Genomic DNA, 18,462 nt, shown 5'->3' with positions numbered 1-18,462 from the left:
TTATTCTGGACACGAAATCCATAAACTATGATGAAGTCCGCTCTCTACCTGACCTGCACATTCCTGCTTGCCTCCTTCCATCCGATAAGTGAAGGCCAGCTTGAACCAGGTGCCCCTTTACCTAAACCTGAAAATAAATGGATGGATATTTCCGGAAAAGAGATTTCCCTGAACAGTGCTAAAGGAGCCAATGGACTCCTGGTGATCTTTGGGGCCAACCGCTGTCCCTATATGTTGCGCAATCAGGATCGTCTGCGCAACATCTGTTCCTTCGCCCATAACAACAATATCGGCGTGGTAATGGTCAACTCCAACGAAGCTAACCGTGCAGAGGAAGAGTCTCTCATTTCCATGAAAACCTATGCCTCCGCACAATCCTTTCAATGCTTTTATATCCTGGATAAAAACGCCGAACTGGCCGATGCCTTCGACGCCAACCATACACCCGAATGTTATCTGTTTGATAAAAAAAACCGCCTCGTTTATAAAGGAGCTATCGACGATAGTCCAGGCAATGCAGAAACGGTCAAAGTACAATTACTGCACAACGCCATTTCAGAAACCGTTGCCGGCAAATCGGTTACTGTCAGTACTTCCAATAGCCTGGGATGTAATATCAAAAGAAACCGGTAATATGATTTATACATAACTTATTTCAAAAAGCCATCTCTCTGCCAACTCTCCAAAACTCGTAAAAAATGCCCCCAAAGTGTATAACCTTTGGGGGCATTTCTATAAAGCAGGTCTTTTTATGCTATGACTTGCTAGCGATATTCGTCCTGATCACCGCCCATAACAATTGGAAAATGCCAGTAAAAACAGGAGCAGGCTCCATTTCCAGCAGATCCCTTTTACCATCGAAATCAATTATTTCCAACACCGTAAACATGCTGGGTTTGACCCTTGGCTGCTCTGCGATGACATAGTTTACCTCTCTGATTTGCGTCAGGTCCAGCACCATGCGTTCATGGTTGTTAAAGCTGTTTTGAAAAATCAATTGTTTATCTGTCACCAGCAGAAAGCGCGCTTCCTCCTGATACCAGATTATTGCTTCTTCATTTTCTTCAAGTGATATATTAAATGACGCCAATACATCAACCACATCCTTCTGATCATTCACCAGTCGGGTAAATGGACCTTCTGCTCCATGCCGTTTAAAAACTGATTTCAACACACTTCTCTTTAGCATATTTATAATGATTTTGTTACTAAAATGCCTTCCTCCATCCTTCCAATAAACCAATAGTCTGTTAATAGCCTCCAGGCTCTCGGACTAGCTATAGCCTCGTTGTGTACAGCAGCGCCATAAATAATTATTCTCTTTGCACCTAAAGCGATCCCTTCTCGTTCAAAAGCAGGAAGAAGAGTTTCCACAGCAGTACTTGTTAACACAGCACCTTCCACTTTTCCCAGAGAGAGCACAGCAACGTAATATGTTTCATTCACTACCGCCCGTGACACTCCTAACAACACGTAACCGCCTAGTATTTCCTTTCCCTGGGCTATTCCCAAATTCAGTAATTCATCCCCACTTGGGAACACGTATTTTGCGGCTCCCGTGATAATAGGGGCTTCTGCCGTAACTGCCGCTGCTTCAGATGCGGTTAATGTAGCTGCAGCTGTTTCTGATGCCGTAGTCGTAATCAGTGCAGTTGTTGTACTGGCTTCCGCTCTTTGAATAAGTATCCGTTGTCCAATGGCTGCCTGTCCACCACCTATAAACCCTGGCGCAGTTGTTACCAGCGTTGCAAACGGGCCCTGGATAAAATCAAAGGATTTTTTCTGGGAACGAACAGCATCCTGGAATGCTCTCCAGCTACCACGGTAGTAGTCTTTGTGTGCATTATCATAATAGGTACGAGGGAAGCCCTTATACGTATCACCTCTTTTTGCGGTAACGTCCACTGGTTTCAGCCAGTTTCCTTTCCACGGATTCACCCACTGATCACCCGGGCCATTGTCTGCTCCCCCTGTGTTATCCGTCCTGCAAACAGGATTATTTCCCATCGCAAGATAAGGAGAATAGTATTGGGATTCAGGATCTATCGTTAACCAGCGACCTATCCTTGCATCATAGAGTCTTAAATCAAAGGCATTCAGCTTTGTTTCCGGGTCAAATTCACTGTTCTGACCCTGATAGCCATACCGGTAATCTTTGCTTCCACCATCACGGGCAATCATGCCAAACGGATAGTAGTCTGAATAGCTCTTAATATTTCTGTTACCGTCAATAACCGCGCGTACATTGCCCAGATGGTCCTGAAGTTCATACTCATAGATACCACTACTTTTGCGCAGCAAACCGATTCTGGTATCACCATATACCGGTAATTCTTCTTCTACAGGCGTAGCTGCGCCAGTTTGCATATAGGTAGCCAGTGGCTTACCATTCATGTCAACGACATAATAAGTACTGGTATTGTTGACCCAATCTTTCTTAATAATACGTTGTCCGCGTTCGTTGTAGGTAAAAGTAACCCTCGGTTGCTGGAATCCTGCATCTGTATATATACCCAGTACTTTTCCGCCAACATTATATTTGTAATAACGTGCAGGTCCACCTGCAATGCTTTCACTGGATACACGCCCAATGGCATCATAGGTATAGCTATCATAGACAGACGCACCATTTACAACATTCTGCAGTCTGTTTGTATTGCTAATATAATTATAGGTAAAGTTATCCTCCAGTATACCGGTTGCATTGGTACGCTGTAAGCCATTGATATTACCATTGGCATCATAGCTTAGGATCTTTTCATTAAACAGGGAAGACGCTGTAAACGTCGGAGTGCCATTAAAAGAGGGTGTGCCCCACACTGCATTTTCAAGTTGACTCCTGTTGTTGTATTTATATGCATACATAACAGGGTTTTCCATTGCGACACCCTGTGTTGCCAGTATAGATGACGGTTTACGGCTATACCAACTCATGGCTTTTGCCTCTCCGTTAAACCGGTCAGGGGCCAGCGTACCATCCACCTGAATACCGGAAATATTTGTATTACTTCTGGTATAATCACCTGAGTAGTATTCCAGGTTCATCCCAAAAGCATCTTTTGCAAATGCTGCATTAGTCCCTGAAATGCCATCCTGTCCGGGATCTCCGTCTTTATTACTGTTATTGATTGTTTTCAGCGCACCTTCAATAGTATAAGTCAGGTCAATTCCCTGAACATTGCCACCTATTTCGATCCTCTTCAGCGGGCCATGCGGATAATACTGGTATTTAGCCTGCAACTTCTTAGTAGCGGCATCATAGGTAGTATTCGTGTATACAGCACTCAGGCGTTGGTCCGGATCTAATTCAAAAAAGTGTACAAAGGTCTCCCCTGCTATATTTTTCTGGTAGATTTTTTCCTTTACTTTTCCGTTGCCATTATAGACGAAATCAACTGTCTTTTTTCCTAGTCCGGGAATTTCCAGGACTTCCCAGATTACCAGGCCCTGTTCATCATAATTGAACCAGGTTTTGGCACCACTTTCATTTTCAGTAAAGGAAATATTTCTATTCAGGTAAATATCATCTTGTGTATAGCCAGCTATTCCTGTAGCCACAGGCATATCAAAAGTTGTTTTCACCCATTGGCTCCGTGTGCCATTTCCAAGGTTACCAGCTGCAGTCCTGTCTTCCACGTTAGGCATACCTGTTTTACTAAAGGCAATACCATTTGCTGCCGGAGTGAACTCTCCATATTCAACGATTCTTCCCAGCGCATCATAATTGAAATAGTTGTATTTACCTTCATTACGTTGCAGTGAATTCTGGGAGAAACGCATTTTCCCTTTGGATGTATATACGATCTCCTTCGTTCCTGATTCAAAATTGGTACTACTCACCATCTGCCCCTTCATATTGTATTCATACTGGGTCATGAAAGGAATCTGAGAACGCTGTGCATAATTATTAATACCTGCGCCAACCAGTTTCTTTACCCCTTCGGGGGCAATGGTAGCAACTGTTTGTCCCAGCTGGTTATAATAGATATAACTGATATCCGTAAAACCGATATTATAGGAAACTGATGGTGGCAAAGTTCCCGCCCCTGTTTTATTACCACTGACTGCCTTATAGTACCCTGCTGGCAATATCCCACCATTAGGGAATGCGATGGCTTGTTCATTACCGCTCATGTCAAACAAAGTCATCACATAATCGGCGTTGTAGCTAACCGCAGTTGGCTGAAACAGTTTGAAGTAATAAATGCCGGACGTCGAAAACTCAAAGGTATTTTTTACCACCAGATCATTCCCCGGACGTGCGCTCATTAATACTTTACCCTCTCCGTCTGAGATATTGATTTGCTCCTGTCCATTGGGATTCTGTACTATGGATAATTGGGCAGGCGCTACCAATTTTACGGAAGGCAATTCACCCAGTTCAGCGGTGGTAAAAAATTTATTACGTATACCCAGATAATGTTCGAGCTCATTTGCAACAGGGCTGGAGTAACCTCTGGATTCATGCCCGCTATTGATCATCAAAACCTCGCCCACACCAGCATTTCTCTTGGCCTCTCCTGTTCCGTCATTATAAAAATCAACTCTTGTATAAGGGTAGCCGGAGGCAGCAACAAACCGTTCCTGCGTATTATTATTACTATAATACCAGCCTAATGTACCAGGAACTGTATTTCCCAGTGGGTCCGGATTATTCAGCTTTGCGTCATCGAAGTTAGCCGGGTTATATATGTTCCCTGATGCTCCCTGTACAAAGTCCTTTTTATAATCCAACAAGGTACTGCCAATCGGAGCCTGTAATGTTTTAATAACCGGTCTTCCCAGATAATCATAAATGATCTGGCTGCCTAATACCTGGCTGTTCGTAATATTTCTGGTCAGGGCCTGTGTGGGTGCACCAAAGTTATCGTAGAACGCCTTTGATTCAGAGGTGATGGAACCATTGGCACCAAATACTCTGGCCAACCTCCAGTTAAGATAACTTTTATCCACAGGTGGAGCCACATCTCCTATTTCAAAGATTACCGTGGCTCCGTTTTCGATAGTAAGTTCCGGCTGAAGCTCAATTTCTGTAGCGCTTCTGTAGGTTATATTCTCACCGCTGTTGATAACTTTTGTATTACCGACGTCCGGCAGGATGATTTTCCCGGTACTGGTAATTACCTGTGCAGTTGTTGCTATATTTAATAGTAACAGTATAATGATCTGCACAATATAATTCACCTTAAGGCATTTCGTTATTCTATTATTCATAGGTTCATTTAAAACTAATGAAAACACGAAGCATTGTTATTAACGTATTATGTACTGACCTGGGGTCTAAATAAGCCCCAGGTTGCTGCTGTAAAAATCAATTTTAGGTAATGATTTAACAGCTGTTGCTACACATCCTTTACCATAATTATATTCGTACTCTATCACTTTAATAACTCCGTTACTGAAGTTTTCCTTGTAGGTACGGATTAATTTTCCGCCTCCATCGTACTCATACCTGGTGAATAAATTATTAGCATCCAGCAGATAAGTAAGCTCCCCAGTTGTTTTATCATATACAAAAGCAGATGTAACAGATGATTGTGGCTGTATGCGGAAGTCATCAAAATAAACATTTACGCCGCTGTTGTTAAGACATCCGAATTTAATGGTAGCTCCTGTTGCAGTCACTGATGGTGTCAGGATATTCAGTTGGTACCAATCTCCTGCCTTACGTGTTGCAATTACGTTAGCAGTCACACGTGCATTACCGTTTATCTGGTAATAAAGATTAGCATTCGGGATATTCCCATCGCTGCTTTTCACCCATACACTGGCAATATATGCTCTGCTTCCATGAGAAGCTTTTGTGGCGAGTGAATAGTTGAATCCTTCTCCGCCAGCAGGTGTTGACAGACTGTTATACCCTGTATGTGCAGAAGCATTTGGGAATCCGGCATTCTTTAAAATAGTTCCGGCTCCAGGTCTCACACCAGTAGAAAAGGCTCCACCTACAAGATCATCTTCCGCACCGGTAAATGTAACCTGTGTATAATCAGCATTGTTTCCTGCTATTACCAGTCGACTATCATTGTACCCATACTTAGAGGCAGAGTACAGATCTTCGGAATTAACAGACTCCAACGGATGTGAATTAATACTGAACAAAGTAGTTTCATTCATCTTTTTCCAATCTGCAACAGCAGCCTGTGGATTAGTCCAGTTGAAATTGATAAACTGGTCCAATGGCATGATGCCTCCGGTGAGTGAGCCTTCCGGCCTCCATACATACTTGGTTTGTAACCGCCAGACGTTTCCGTTAGTGGCATTGTTCTGTACAAGCGTATTACCACTGTTATCAGGGTTGAAAACAGGCGTGGTGTTACTCCATACCTGTGCTATTGCACTGATCACAGCTGTTTTCTGGTAGTCTTTTAACTTATAGGTGACACTACCTCCAATCTGGGATAACATGTTTTTATTAGCCCGATCATTGGTTTTAAGTCCCATTTGCGGATACAGCCGATAGGCAGGTGTTGATTCAGTCAGGAACGTATTTCCATACGAATCCTCTGTCATTATCTGCGTTGGCTCACCGCTATAGAAATCAAACTTTGCATTGGTGTAAGTTGTCATCTTACCAGTTTTATAATTGAAGACCGATTCTCCTACTTTTACTACGGGGTAATTTTCTTTCGCGGCCATCGTCACCATTACTTTATTGATATTGGACGGTGGATCGTATACGTATTTTTCCTCTACCTGACGCTCTGTGGTCACACCCTGGTAAGAGACTGCGCGCAGTCCGCCCAGGAAATAAGAATCGAGAAATGTTGAACTGCCTATATAAGAATCATGCAGGTATTTTGATTTTGTTTCAGTCAGCTTGTTGCCTTTGTCATCATAAGTGATCGTTCTTCTCAGGTTACCCACAGCGCCCTTTAATGTCTTGATGGAAATATTATTGGCTATATTAACAGTACCGGAAGGCTGGTTATGATAATAGGCAGTTACTGTACCATTTCCAACTTTATCCCTTGAAATCATATTCTGATTAAAGACTTCAAACTCATAACCTGTACTACCACTAATACCTCTTTCTGTGCCATCAGCAGAAATCACTTTATTGGTTACCTTGACATTTTTATAGGTGACTGCAGGAGGGGGTACTTCCCTGGCAATGGTCAACAGGTAGTTGATGTCCTTATACAACAATTTCTTGTATATTAAATGTCCTTTATCCCTGTCCAATTCCGGGAAACTGGAAAGATTTTCAACGTCAAAGACAGTAGGTTCGTATGAAGTTACACCAGAGCTCAGCCCGGGGTTCTCAGGTCTGCTGTAGTTGTAGCTGGTGACATTTGTTCTTTCTGCAGAAGACACTGATAAAGTCTTTACACGCAAGCCGCCGCCATAATGATTAAAATTGTTCGAATAAAACAGATTGCCTGTGACGGGTCCTTTTACCCACCAGCCAACAAAGCCGCCAGGTGAAGCAGGACCAAAGAAACGATTCATGATATTCAGTGAATGGAGTGATACTGCCATTTTTCTGTTGGCATCATCAATATTCTTTACTATAAAATCTGTCTGGTCCGGTAAATTAGCGGCATCCGAAACTGTGATTATAGGAAAATTGGATTCACGGGGCCATCCGGGCTCACGGATATAGTCTGCCGGTTGCAGTAGCAAAGCTTTTATTTTTGAGCCCACACCATATATTTCACTCAGCAAAGTGGCGTCATCACCTGTACCCACTGTAAACCATAATAATTTACCGTTAGGGTCATAAGAAAAGTCGCTCATCAGGAAAGATCCCATTTGGTTTAACACGGCCGTACTATAAACGTCCGGTTCATATTCCACTTTAATCTTAGCACCCATGGGTGTGTTAATACCGCGTAATGACCATGCATCCTGTCCCCGTGCTGAAGCCGTATTCACCATACCACCCAGATTGGGGTTGGACCGGGCCTTGTCTGCATCATAATCCGATTTATACATGCCCCATATATCCCTTGCCCCTCTTAAGAAAGGTGGATTTTTAGTGAGGGTGCAATCGAACTGTCCCAGCGGCTGTAATACAGGCACATAACCAGGGAAATAACGGATAATATATACATTATTACCCAGCGCTTTAGTGATAACACCAAAATAAACACGATCGCCTATCATCAAAATATCGCCAGGTTTATAAGGCGTACCGCTAGTACTGACAGCAGTAATTTTATCGCTGAAAGTACCGCTGGCCGGAGGAGTAAGCGAAGTTATCTTACCAGGGTTAGTATCTTCTGTTTCATATGTAAAGTCCGTAGCAGGAAGCATACAACTGCCTCCCCGGCCTTTCAGTATTACCTGTTTCAGGGTAAGCTTTCCGTCTTTCTGGGAAGGATCGGTATCAAAACTATTGAGTGTTTTAGGACAAAGGCTGTAATCATAGTTAAAGTTGATTATTCTTAAAGCTTTACTATCCAGTCCGGCATTAGCTGCATCATTGACATCCATCACATTTTCGGAATAATGTCCGGCAGCCAATGAACCTGTATTCATACTATATGATGGCAGATCTGCATTGCCGAACAATAAAATCCTATCGAGTTTCATCGTATAGCCGGAACTGTTATCAAATGCCCCTGAATTTTCTGTTTCTCCGGAAGTAGGCATAATGGAACTGGCTGCTCCTCTCGCATCCCTTCTGATGTTTTTTACAAATAAAGCTGTATGCGACCTGGTTTTAACGGCGTTCAGGTAATAAATTTCCTTCTGGCCTTTTGAAGCATTCTGGAACTTGTTATCAATATCTGGTGTAAATCCTATTTCCGGGTTCCTCCAGTAGTAGGCATCTGCCCACTTCCCATATTCAAACTTTACCCAATATCCCCAGTCACCTTCATCCAGTTCATTATTATTATTTCTGTCTACATAGTCGGGGCCTGTTACTCCTGTCAGGTACCAGGTATAGGCATATTTGCCAGGCTTTACCTGCCTGTTGAAACTCTTACTCATACCATCTCCCTTAGAGGCATCAATTCTTTCTGAATAAATACTTTCGTTGGAAGAATAGGCAGGAAGCGTATAATGATAAGTGACACCGGATGTATTGGTAATAGCAAAGCCGCCGATAGACTTACTAAGGTTACCAGTTACCGGAATACTTTCTAATCCTTTGGATCCTGAGGGATAAATAAATCCTTTTTTATCCGTTGAAGTACCAAATAATGTAGCGCAATCTATTGTTCTGATACTACGTGAGCCAGCCAACTCAGTGGTGGTGGGATTATATCCATAATTACCATCTCCGAGTCCATAGGTAGGATTAGGGTCAAAGGGCGCAGGTAACTTATTACCCCATACGTTTACAATGTCCACATCCGGAAATTTCTGCCGGTATGAATTGGAAAAATCATTGTCGAATCTAAACTGGGGAATATTTCCCAACATAAGACCAGCATCACCCTGTCCTGGGCATACGTACATAATTGTTTTATTATTGGAATTGGTTGAACGGTTCTGTCGCGCAACATATCCCTGGAACATATATGGACGCATAACTCCTCCCAACCCCTGTGCAGTAACCTGGTAGTTATCAAAGTCCGGATAAGTACCTCCCTGCAAGACATCCGGATCACTATTCTCCAGGATATTGGTACTATCAGGAAAAACGGGATCATAATTAAGAAGCGAATAAGTATCAAATGCATGTGCCTGCGTGATCATATTCCACCCTGGCATATTTAAGCTCCCGTGGACCGGAATGCTCACTGATTCATCGGACCAATAGCGTGTATAATTGTATCCCAAACGGAGGTTTATATTAGCGTAAACAGGAATATCAATACCAAATCCTTTTGTTTCCGTAGAAATATCGCCAGCTTTATCGTTGCTGATAAAACCGCTTATCGGACCAATATTAGCACCTAAACCGTTACTTCCGGTTCCCATGGAAATACCCAATACACTGGTTCCGGCAGTAACGCCTGCAGAGGGCGAAGCATAGAATTCTCCATCCGCACCAACACCGGCACTTATACCAACACTTACCGGGCCTTGTGACATGCCCACACTTACTGATGCCGCACCACTAAAACCCTGGTAGGTATCCTGTGAAAATGCCAGAGAGAAACCAACAGTAGCGGGTGTATTCGCAATACCAACACTAACCCCCACGGTATAGGTAGATGTCTGACCACCAGCCCAATAATCCCTTCTCAGTGAAGTTTCAGAAAACCAATCATCCGCATATCCATTCACGTTACGAGCGATGGCACCTGGATTAAGCGTCCAGCCTAACCCCGTCCAACTGGCATCTTCGCCCGCTTGTATACCTGCATGGTAAGATAATGATAAAGGATAACCTCCTTCTGGTCCCGGAACTTCCAGTAATGGCATGTTATAGCTAAAATCACCCGATTGGAGATTGACCATATCAGATGTATCCACCGGTTCAAAACTGGTAGCTTCCGGTACAGTAGGACCGGATGTCAACGCATAAGCTGCCACAGGGTATCCTATCTGAAATACTAGTAGGGAGAGGAAAAATAAGGCCAGTACTTTCCTTAATTTGCTTCTAAATAGCATAGGGATCTGAGATAATATTAATTAAGTATTGTTTTTTCAGTTCTTTTGATCGCAGGACCTTCAACGAATAACCTGAGAATTATAATTTTCAAAGAGGTTCACTTCTCAACGTGCAGTTATTTATCGTCTTCCAATAGTAAAGGCTGATACAAATTTTTGTATCAGGTATTATCAACTTATCAGGTAGCTTCATGTAAAAATTGCAATACAGTCGAACACGGGTATCTCAACAAACGTCTGGGAAAACAATTATTCAAATAGGATATATCCAATAACTGACACCAGGCTACAGTTGTCTATCAGGGATCGTAAGTATAGGTTTTTAAAAGTCTAAACAAAAAATGCAGCCAAATATACGTTATATATTTTCAAACTTAATAAACAAGACTATTTGAATTAATTACTTAAACTGCAAACAAAAGCACGGATTCAATGGAAAATTTCAATGGAGGGTTAAATACAGAGGCCTGGAGGTCAACGGATCATTGCAATTGGCGACCGTTTTATTTTTACGCCACTTAAAATACCTCCAGTACTCTCATCTCTTAATTTATCATGAGCAGTAGTACCATCAAATCAATCAGTCGTTGTTACTGGTTGACAAGAAACACCGCATTACTAAACATCAGCTTACCGTTTTCCCAGAAGCTGCGGAACAGCAGATTATCAGCCAGGATAACGAGAGAGCCGTTACCGATTTCCTTCACACCGAAGAGCAGACCATCTTTCAGGCGGCTGCGGGTATCTGTTCCCACAAAACCACTGAGATAGTTGTCTTTCTTTAACACGCCAACATTCCAGCCGTTGTTGTCCATGAACTCATACAAATAGTTGTCCTGTTTCAACGTATAATAAGTATTGGTATAACCAAAGGCCAGCGGATGGGTAGTATCCAGTTGCACTTTATAAATAGCACCCGGAATAAACTGTTTCACACTTTCCCTTTCGCGGTTAGCATATGGTTTCAGCACATCATAAGTGTATTCTGATGGTATTTTGTTTTTGTCCTTTTCCTCTTCTCCCTTCTCTTTCTTTTGTTTGATGCCCCACTCAGCTTCCGCGATCTGCGCTACAGCGCTTTCTATAGCGATCAGCTTTCCTCCTTTACTGATCCAATCTTTCAGGCGTTCGGCAGCAGGTTTGTCTGCAAACATTTTGTATTCGCCGTCCGGGAGAATGAGTACATCCACCTGGTCCCAGCTGACAGCACTCAGATTTCGTTCATTCACTACCGTTATAGGATAGTTCAATTGTTGTTCAAAGAAATGCCATATCTCTCCTGCTCCCAGGGAAGAAATATTGTCGCCGGTTACCAGCATTACCCTCGGAGGTTTGATATACCTGATTTTATCGGAGCCGAAATCCATGCCTTTGTCTACGAAGCCGGTAGCTACGGCATCGAGCGTGATCTTGTATTTGTCTGCCTGTGTCGTTACAAAGCTGTCGAACAGCGGACCACCGTTATTATTGCCGGTACGGGTAATAACGAGAGTGCCGGCAGGGAAAGTTTTGCCACCGGACATAAAGGGCGTTTCTGCGAAACGTACTTTCAGGCCTTGCTTAAGCAGAGTAGCCAGGAATTTTACATCACGAACACTATTCCACTGAGCCAGATAAGCATAAGGGTGTTGGGCTGCCAGCGGAGCGTTTTGCGGTGTTACAGGCGCGTCTGCTGCAGGTGTAAGCGGTTGTTTCACCGCATAGGAAGTAAGACCATAGGCGTATGGCAACGCCCATGCCGTGATATCATAAGTAACGGAATCAGACAGATGAGAGGTAGGTTCAAAAAGTACTCTCAACATATTGGAGCGCGGCTGATAAGCATTGATCACCAGGTCTTCCTTTGTGATGGGGAAAACTTCGGTTTTACCGGTGAAATAGTTAAACCCTGTGCCGGAGGTGATGTTAGCGCCAAAACCAAAGGCGATATTGTTTTTACGTAACAGATCTGCCAGCAGGTTCAGTTTTTCAGGATTGCCGGAAGCTTTGATCACATAAGACTTGTAACCACCCTGCGGATCTTTTTTAGCGGTTTCAAAATATTTCACATACTCTTTCAGAATCCGGTCGGCCTGTTGAGAGGCGACTTCAATGGTAGACATTCCTGTGGTGAAATGATGTGCGATACGATCGGTAAGGGTAAGCGTGTCGCCATCCCGTTTAACTACTGCCACACCGGCTCTGCCGCTGCCGCCTTGTTCATAGGTCATACCGATGGCACCATTATACATGGGATAGGTGTCACCATAGCTGGGATAAAAGAGGTCGAAACGTTCTTTGGTAAAATACAACCAGCCTTCCTGGTCAAAATATTTTGCATTGTTTTTTCCGATCATCACCTGTACTTCCCGCTGCCAGGGAGTGATGGCATCGTGGAAAGGTTCTGCTGCCGGCGCGAAGTAATAAGGCGCTTCAATTTCCTGTTCGTGAAAATCGACATGCAGCTGTGGCATCCATTGATTGTATTTTGCTACCCGTTGCTGTGATTCACGTTGTGTTTGCCAGGCCCAGTCACGGTTAAGATCGAAGTAATAGTGATTGGGTCTTCCTCCCGGCCAGGGTTCATTATGTTCGCGGGAGTAGCGGTTAACGTCCGGTTGCAGGCTGCGTACGGTGTTGTAGAAGTTAACATACCGTTCACGTCCGTCGGGGTTCAGGCAAGGATCGATGATCACGACGGTATTTTTGAGCCACTGCTGCGTTTGTGCGTTGCCGTTATTAACCAGTTCATAGAGTGTTTTCATGGCTGCTTCTGTAGACACGGCTTCATTACCATGTACATTATAGCTCAGCCACACGATCACGGGCTGGTCGCTGCCAGCATTGCCTTTGGCGTAAGACATGTCCAGGCTGTGCTGACGTATTTCATCGAGTCGGCTGAAATTGGCCAGGGAAGCGACGGTAGCGGTGATCAGTGGTCTTCCTTCATAGGTAGTCCCGTACTGCTCTATCTTCACATTTTTTGCGGTTGCAGCTACCTGCCTGAAATAATCCAGTACGCGGTAATGCGGGGTAAACTGTGTCCCCAGCGGATAACCAAGAAACTGTTCGGGGGTAGGTATCTGGGCGCTGACAGAGAAAAAGCCAAGCAGTAACAATGCCAGAAGTAAGTGTTGGCGCATAGCAACTAATAGTTTACTACGTAAGATAGGGATTGTTTTCTTAATTTACACGCAAACACCAAGTACCATGCGATTGATGATCCTGCTGGGCATGGCTGTGGGCAGTGTCATGGCGGCCTGTGCACAGTCACCGGTAAACCAGCTCCGGCCTTATGACTATCAGATAGAGAAGAATATTACAGTACCGCATGGTGCGGTGGTATCTGCCCATCCCCTGGCCAGCCAGGTAGGTGCAATGATACTGCAGCAGGGCGGTAATGCCGTAGATGCGGCCATCGCCACACAGCTGGCATTGGCGGTAGTGTACCCCGGTGCGGGCAACCTGGGTGGCGGCGGTTTTATGGTGGCCCACCTGACCAACGGCAAACAGATAGCGCTCGACTACCGGGAGACAGCTCCTGCCAAAGCCAGCCGCGATATGTATCTCGACAGTGCAGGCAATGCCATTACTCAGCTGAGCCTCGATGGCCACCTGGCCGCCGGTGTGCCCGGAACCGTAGCTGGCCTCTTTGCAGCCATGAAATATGCCAGACTGCCGTTTTCCAAACTGATAGACCCGGCCATCCGCCTGGCGGGCCAGGGTTTCGTCATCAGCGCCAGCGAAGCGGTCAACCTCAATGCCAGCAAAGCAGATTTTCAGCGGCTTAATACCGCCCCTACCGCCTTTGTAAAAGACCTGCCCTGGAAAGCAGGTGACACCCTTATTCAGAAAGACCTGGCCCACACGCTCATGCTTATACGAAAAAATGGCGCCGCCGGCTTCTATGAAGGGGAAACAGCCACCAATATCGTAGCCGAGATGCAGCGGGGCCATGGCATCATGACCCTCGCCGACCTTAAAAACTATAAGGCCCGCGAGCGGCAGGCGCTATCTTTTAACTATAAAGGCTATACGATACTTACCATGCCCCTCCCCTCCAGCGGTGGCGTCTGCCTTCAGCAAATGATGGGCATGATAGAAAACTATCCCGTGGCCAAATGGGGCTTTCACTCCCCTCAGGCAGTACAACTGATGATAGAAGTAGAAAGAAGAGCTTATGCCGACCGGGCACAGTACCTGGGTGATCCCGACTTCGTAAAGGTACCGGTGGCCAGACTTACCAATAAAAAATACCTGGCCTCCCGGATGCAGGACTTCATACCCATGAAAGCCGGTAACAGCACTACCACTCAGGCCGGCGTATTCCCCGAAAGCGAAGAGACCACCCACCTCAGCATCATCGATGCCGAAGGTAATGCGGTAGCTGTCACCACCACACTCAACGGGCATTACGGCAGCAGGACCGTAGTCGGTAAAGCCGGCTTCCTCCTCAACAATGAAATGGACGACTTCAGTGTAAAACCCGGCGTACCCAATATGTACGGCCTGGTAGGCACAGAAGCCAATGCCATCGCTCCCGGCAAACGCATGCTCAGCAGCATGACCCCGACCATCGTACTGCAGCAGAAACAAGCGCTGTATGCCCTCGGCACACCCGGCGGCTCCACCATTATCACCTCCGTATTCCAGACACTCATGAATACGCTGGAATTTGGCCTTTCTCCGGCTGATGCCGTTAATATGCCCAAGTTCCACCACCAATGGCTACCCGATGAAGTGAAGGTGGAAAATGATTTTCCCGACAGTACCATCACCGCCCTTCAGAACATGGGTTATAAAGTAGTGAAACGGAGTCCTATAGGCCGGAGCGAAATCATTAAAAGAAATCCGGGCACCCGCAGACTCGACGCCGCCGGCGATAAACGCGGCGATGACAGCGCAGCAGGATATTAATCATCAAGTCCCCTATCAAAAATTTAAATACATGTCACTCTATCTCGACAGCATACAACAACGGTTCCGCACTTATTATGACATGGGAACCAAAACCATCGAACGGCTGGATAACACACAGCTACATTGGCAACCACAGGGAGAGCCCAACAGCGTAGCCCTCCTCGTAAAACACCTGCGTGGCAATATGCTCTCACGCTGGACTGACTTCCTGACTACCGACGGAGAGAAACCCGGCCGCGACCGCGACCAGGAATTTGAAGATGACCAGGCATCCACCGAAGCGGTGCTCCAACGCTGGAAAGAAGGCTGGGATTGCCTGCTGAAGGCGGTTGACGGGTTAAAAGAAGAAGACCTGGGCAAAACAATATATATCCGGGCAGAGCCCCATACAGTGCTGGATGCTGTAAACAGGCAGCTGGCACATGTTGCCTACCATGTTGGTCAAATGGTATTCCTCGGTAAAATGATCCTGGGAGAAAACTGGCAAAGCCTGTCTATCCCCAAAGGGCAGTCAGACGCATTCAACAAGCAAAAATTCGGGAATAAGTAAATATATGAAACTACGTACTATCCTTACCGTTATTGTGCTGACAAGTATATTGTTTGCCTGCAATACCGGCAGGACCAATGAACTGCTGATACACAAGAAATGGCGGGTGTATGATGTGAAAGTACCAAAAGGCGACCCGTACAACAATACACAGATCATCCAGGCCAAAGACCTGAAAGATGGCTACTATAGCGATGTGTATTACCAGTTCCTGGACAACAATGTTTTTGTGGCCACCATCGCAGGCAAGCCGGATTCCGGTAAGTATTTCCTGCTCAGCAACGGCAAGGTTATTTCCGTAACCGCCTCCAATGGCTCCCGTACCGCGGAAAACCTCGTCACCGTGGAAAAACTGGACGAAAGCCACTTTGATATGAAAGTGCTGTCAGGTGATTACCACTTTATACTATGCACCCGAAAAGAATAACTACCTATGCTAATACATACCGATACTACACCGGGAAGGACCGTCACTGTTGACAACCGCAGTTGCCTGTTCTTCTCGGGCTTCTCTTACCTTGGATTACATCAGCACCCTGTTTTCAAAACAGCCCTCACCGAAGGTATCAGCCGTTATGGTACACTCTTCCCTTCCTCCAGAGTTGGCAATGTACGCCTCTCGCTCTTCGAGGAAATGGAACATGCCCTGTGCACTCACCTGGAACAACAGGCCGCTGTTGTGTTATCTTCCGGCTATATGGCCGCACAGGCAGCCATACACTATGCAGCCACCCGCGGACAGCTATGTTATGCACCCGGTGCTCATCCAGCCCTGTGGTACGGCACTCCGCAGCTGCCTCCTATGAACCGCGAAGAATGGGAACAACATACCATCGCTACCGTCAACAGTCAGCATGACCATCAATATGTGATCGTGACCGATGCACTGAATCCGATCACCGGTGAACGGTACCGGTTCGACTGGCTGCAGCAGCTGCAGCGTAAAGTGCTGGTGCTGATAGACGATTCCCATGGGATCGGCATCCTCGGCCCCAGAGGGCAGGGCAGCATTCATTTCCTCCCTGGCACCGACCATGTCCAATATCTCATCACTGCCTCTCTTGCCAAAGCCTACAGTATTGAAGGTGGCGTTATTGCCGGCAGTGCCGCTGACATCGCTGCTTTAAAAAGAACCGGTTTCTTTACCGGCAGTACCTCCATGATGCCCGCCAGCGCCCACACCTGGCTGCAGACAGCGCCGCTCATACAACAACAACGCCATCTCCTGGAACAGAATATCGCTTTTTTCCTTCATCTCTCTGCTAATACAACCATCCACAATCCACACGGGCTGCCTATGTTCATACTGCCTCAGCCAGAAGACCAACCACCTTTACTAAACTATCTGGCCGAGAGAGATGTTATCATTTCCAGTTTCCCTTACCCGTTCCCTCATAGCAGACCGGTCAACAGGGCAATCATATCCGCCCTGCATACCCAGCAGGATATCATAACCCTTTACCAATTCCTGAAAGAATATGGTTATTAACATAAAAATGGTTACCACATGTTACGTATCATCCGAACAATTAGCCCCCTGCTTCTGGTATTTATATTCCAGATAAGCGGTAATGCCCAAGGCAAATCATTACTCTGGAAAGTATCCGGCAAAGGACTTACTACCCCCTCTTATCTTTTTGGCACCGTGCACATGATCTGTAAAAACGAACTGTCATTTGCACCCGCCGTAACCACCGCTTTGCAGAATGCCCAGTCCATGTGTATGGAGATAGACCTGATGAACAACGACGATCATGATAACATGAGGGCATTGATCATGCATACAGATGCTAATTATTCCCTTCGGCAACTGTTTGACTCCACTGACTATGCAACGCTGAACCGCTATTTCCTGGATTCCCTGCAGTTCAATCTGGCCAGCCTGGACAAAGCCAAACCTTTTATGCTCACCACCCTGCTGCTGGCCAAACAAATTCCCTGCAACGACGAGGATATTGCCTCCCCGGACCGGGTACTGGCGGCTATGGCCATAAACCAGAAAAAGCCTATCGCTACGCTCGAAACAGTGGAATCTCAGATGGCATTGTTCGACAGTATCCCTGATACCGCGGAAGCAGCCATGATCATGCATATTCTCAGAGATATCAAAGCAAACGATAAAGAAGCACATGAACTAACGAACATCTGGAAACAACAGGACCTCGACAAACTTTACCAACTGGTGATACAGTCTCCGGACCTGAAAGACTACCAGAACCTGATGCTTTTTCAGCGTAATGCGGCCTGGGTGCCACGGATAGAACAGCTGATGAAAAAAGGTTCCCTCTTTGTAGCAGTAGGCGCCGCCCATCTCGCGGGGAACAAAGGGTTGATATCATTGCTTCGCAAGCAGGGGTATAAAGTAGAAGCTGTCAATTAATATACAGGGATTTCATCTCCTGCAAAACGAGAAATCAGGAAATCCCTAAATAGTTATTATTTTTGCCGGATAAACGTTGCCGCCTGAAAAAAGTTCGGAAAATACTAACTATTATATTTTT

General features: G+C 45.5%; 10 protein-coding genes. 6 read left to right on the top strand and 4 right to left on the bottom strand.

Features of this window, described 5'->3' with window-relative positions; all coding sequences use genetic code 11:
- Positions 1-27: 27 nt before the first annotated feature.
- Complete coding sequence (locus tag KD145_RS28065; RefSeq protein ID WP_249219597.1) at positions 28-633, top strand: redoxin family protein; 606 nt, start codon at positions 28-30, stop codon at positions 631-633.
- Between the two features lie 121 nt (positions 634-754).
- On the opposite strand, the gene KD145_RS28060 is transcribed toward KD145_RS28065, so the two are convergent.
- The 4 genes from KD145_RS28060 to KD145_RS28045 all read right to left on the bottom strand — a co-directional run bounded on the left by KD145_RS28060 (position 755) and on the right by KD145_RS28045 (position 13,634).
- On the bottom strand, positions 755-1,189 hold the full coding sequence (locus tag KD145_RS28060; RefSeq protein ID WP_212003117.1) for a hypothetical protein: 435 nt from the start codon (positions 1,187-1,189) through the stop codon (positions 755-757).
- A gap of 2 nt (positions 1,190-1,191) precedes the next feature.
- Entirely contained in the window at positions 1,192-5,214 is a 4,023-nt protein-coding gene (locus KD145_RS28055) for an RHS repeat domain-containing protein (RefSeq protein ID WP_212003116.1), read from the bottom strand.
- A 66-nt stretch (positions 5,215-5,280) separates the two neighbouring features.
- Positions 5,281-10,512, bottom strand: coding sequence for a hypothetical protein (locus KD145_RS28050; RefSeq protein ID WP_212003115.1), 5,232 nt, complete (start codon positions 10,510-10,512; stop codon positions 5,281-5,283).
- A gap of 590 nt (positions 10,513-11,102) precedes the next feature.
- Entirely contained in the window at positions 11,103-13,634 is a 2,532-nt protein-coding gene (locus KD145_RS28045) for a M14 family metallopeptidase (RefSeq protein ID WP_212003114.1), read from the bottom strand.
- A 67-nt stretch (positions 13,635-13,701) separates the two neighbouring features.
- Here KD145_RS28045 and ggt point away from each other — a divergent pair, with 67 nt between their 5' ends.
- From ggt to KD145_RS28020, 5 genes are read left to right on the top strand one after another with little or no spacing between them, the layout of a single operon-like run.
- The gene (ggt, locus tag KD145_RS28040; protein WP_249219596.1) at positions 13,702-15,408 is read left to right on the top strand and encodes a gamma-glutamyltransferase; all 1,707 of its coding nucleotides are present in this window, start codon (positions 13,702-13,704) and stop codon (positions 15,406-15,408) included.
- Positions 15,409-15,439: 31 nt separating this feature from the next.
- The gene (locus KD145_RS28035) at positions 15,440-15,961 is read left to right on the top strand and encodes a DUF1572 family protein (RefSeq protein ID WP_212003113.1); all 522 of its coding nucleotides are present in this window, start codon (positions 15,440-15,442) and stop codon (positions 15,959-15,961) included.
- A 4-nt stretch (positions 15,962-15,965) separates the two neighbouring features.
- Positions 15,966-16,388: a hypothetical protein gene (locus tag KD145_RS28030; RefSeq protein WP_113614495.1), complete on the top strand. Its 423-nt coding sequence runs from the start codon at positions 15,966-15,968 to the stop codon at positions 16,386-16,388.
- A gap of 6 nt (positions 16,389-16,394) precedes the next feature.
- The gene (locus tag KD145_RS28025; RefSeq protein WP_212003112.1) at positions 16,395-17,450 is read left to right on the top strand and encodes an aminotransferase class I/II-fold pyridoxal phosphate-dependent enzyme; all 1,056 of its coding nucleotides are present in this window, start codon (positions 16,395-16,397) and stop codon (positions 17,448-17,450) included.
- A gap of 18 nt (positions 17,451-17,468) precedes the next feature.
- Positions 17,469-18,341, top strand: a complete 873-nt coding sequence (locus tag KD145_RS28020; RefSeq protein WP_212003111.1) for a TraB/GumN family protein — start codon at positions 17,469-17,471, stop codon at positions 18,339-18,341.
- Positions 18,342-18,462 lie beyond the last annotated feature (121 nt).

The sequence above is a fragment of the Chitinophaga sp. HK235 genome, assembly GCF_018255755.1.
Lineage (GTDB): Bacteria > Bacteroidota > Bacteroidia > Chitinophagales > Chitinophagaceae > Chitinophaga.
The sequence above is the reverse complement of the archived record's forward strand: the minus strand, read 5'-3'. Positions and strand labels throughout refer to the sequence as shown.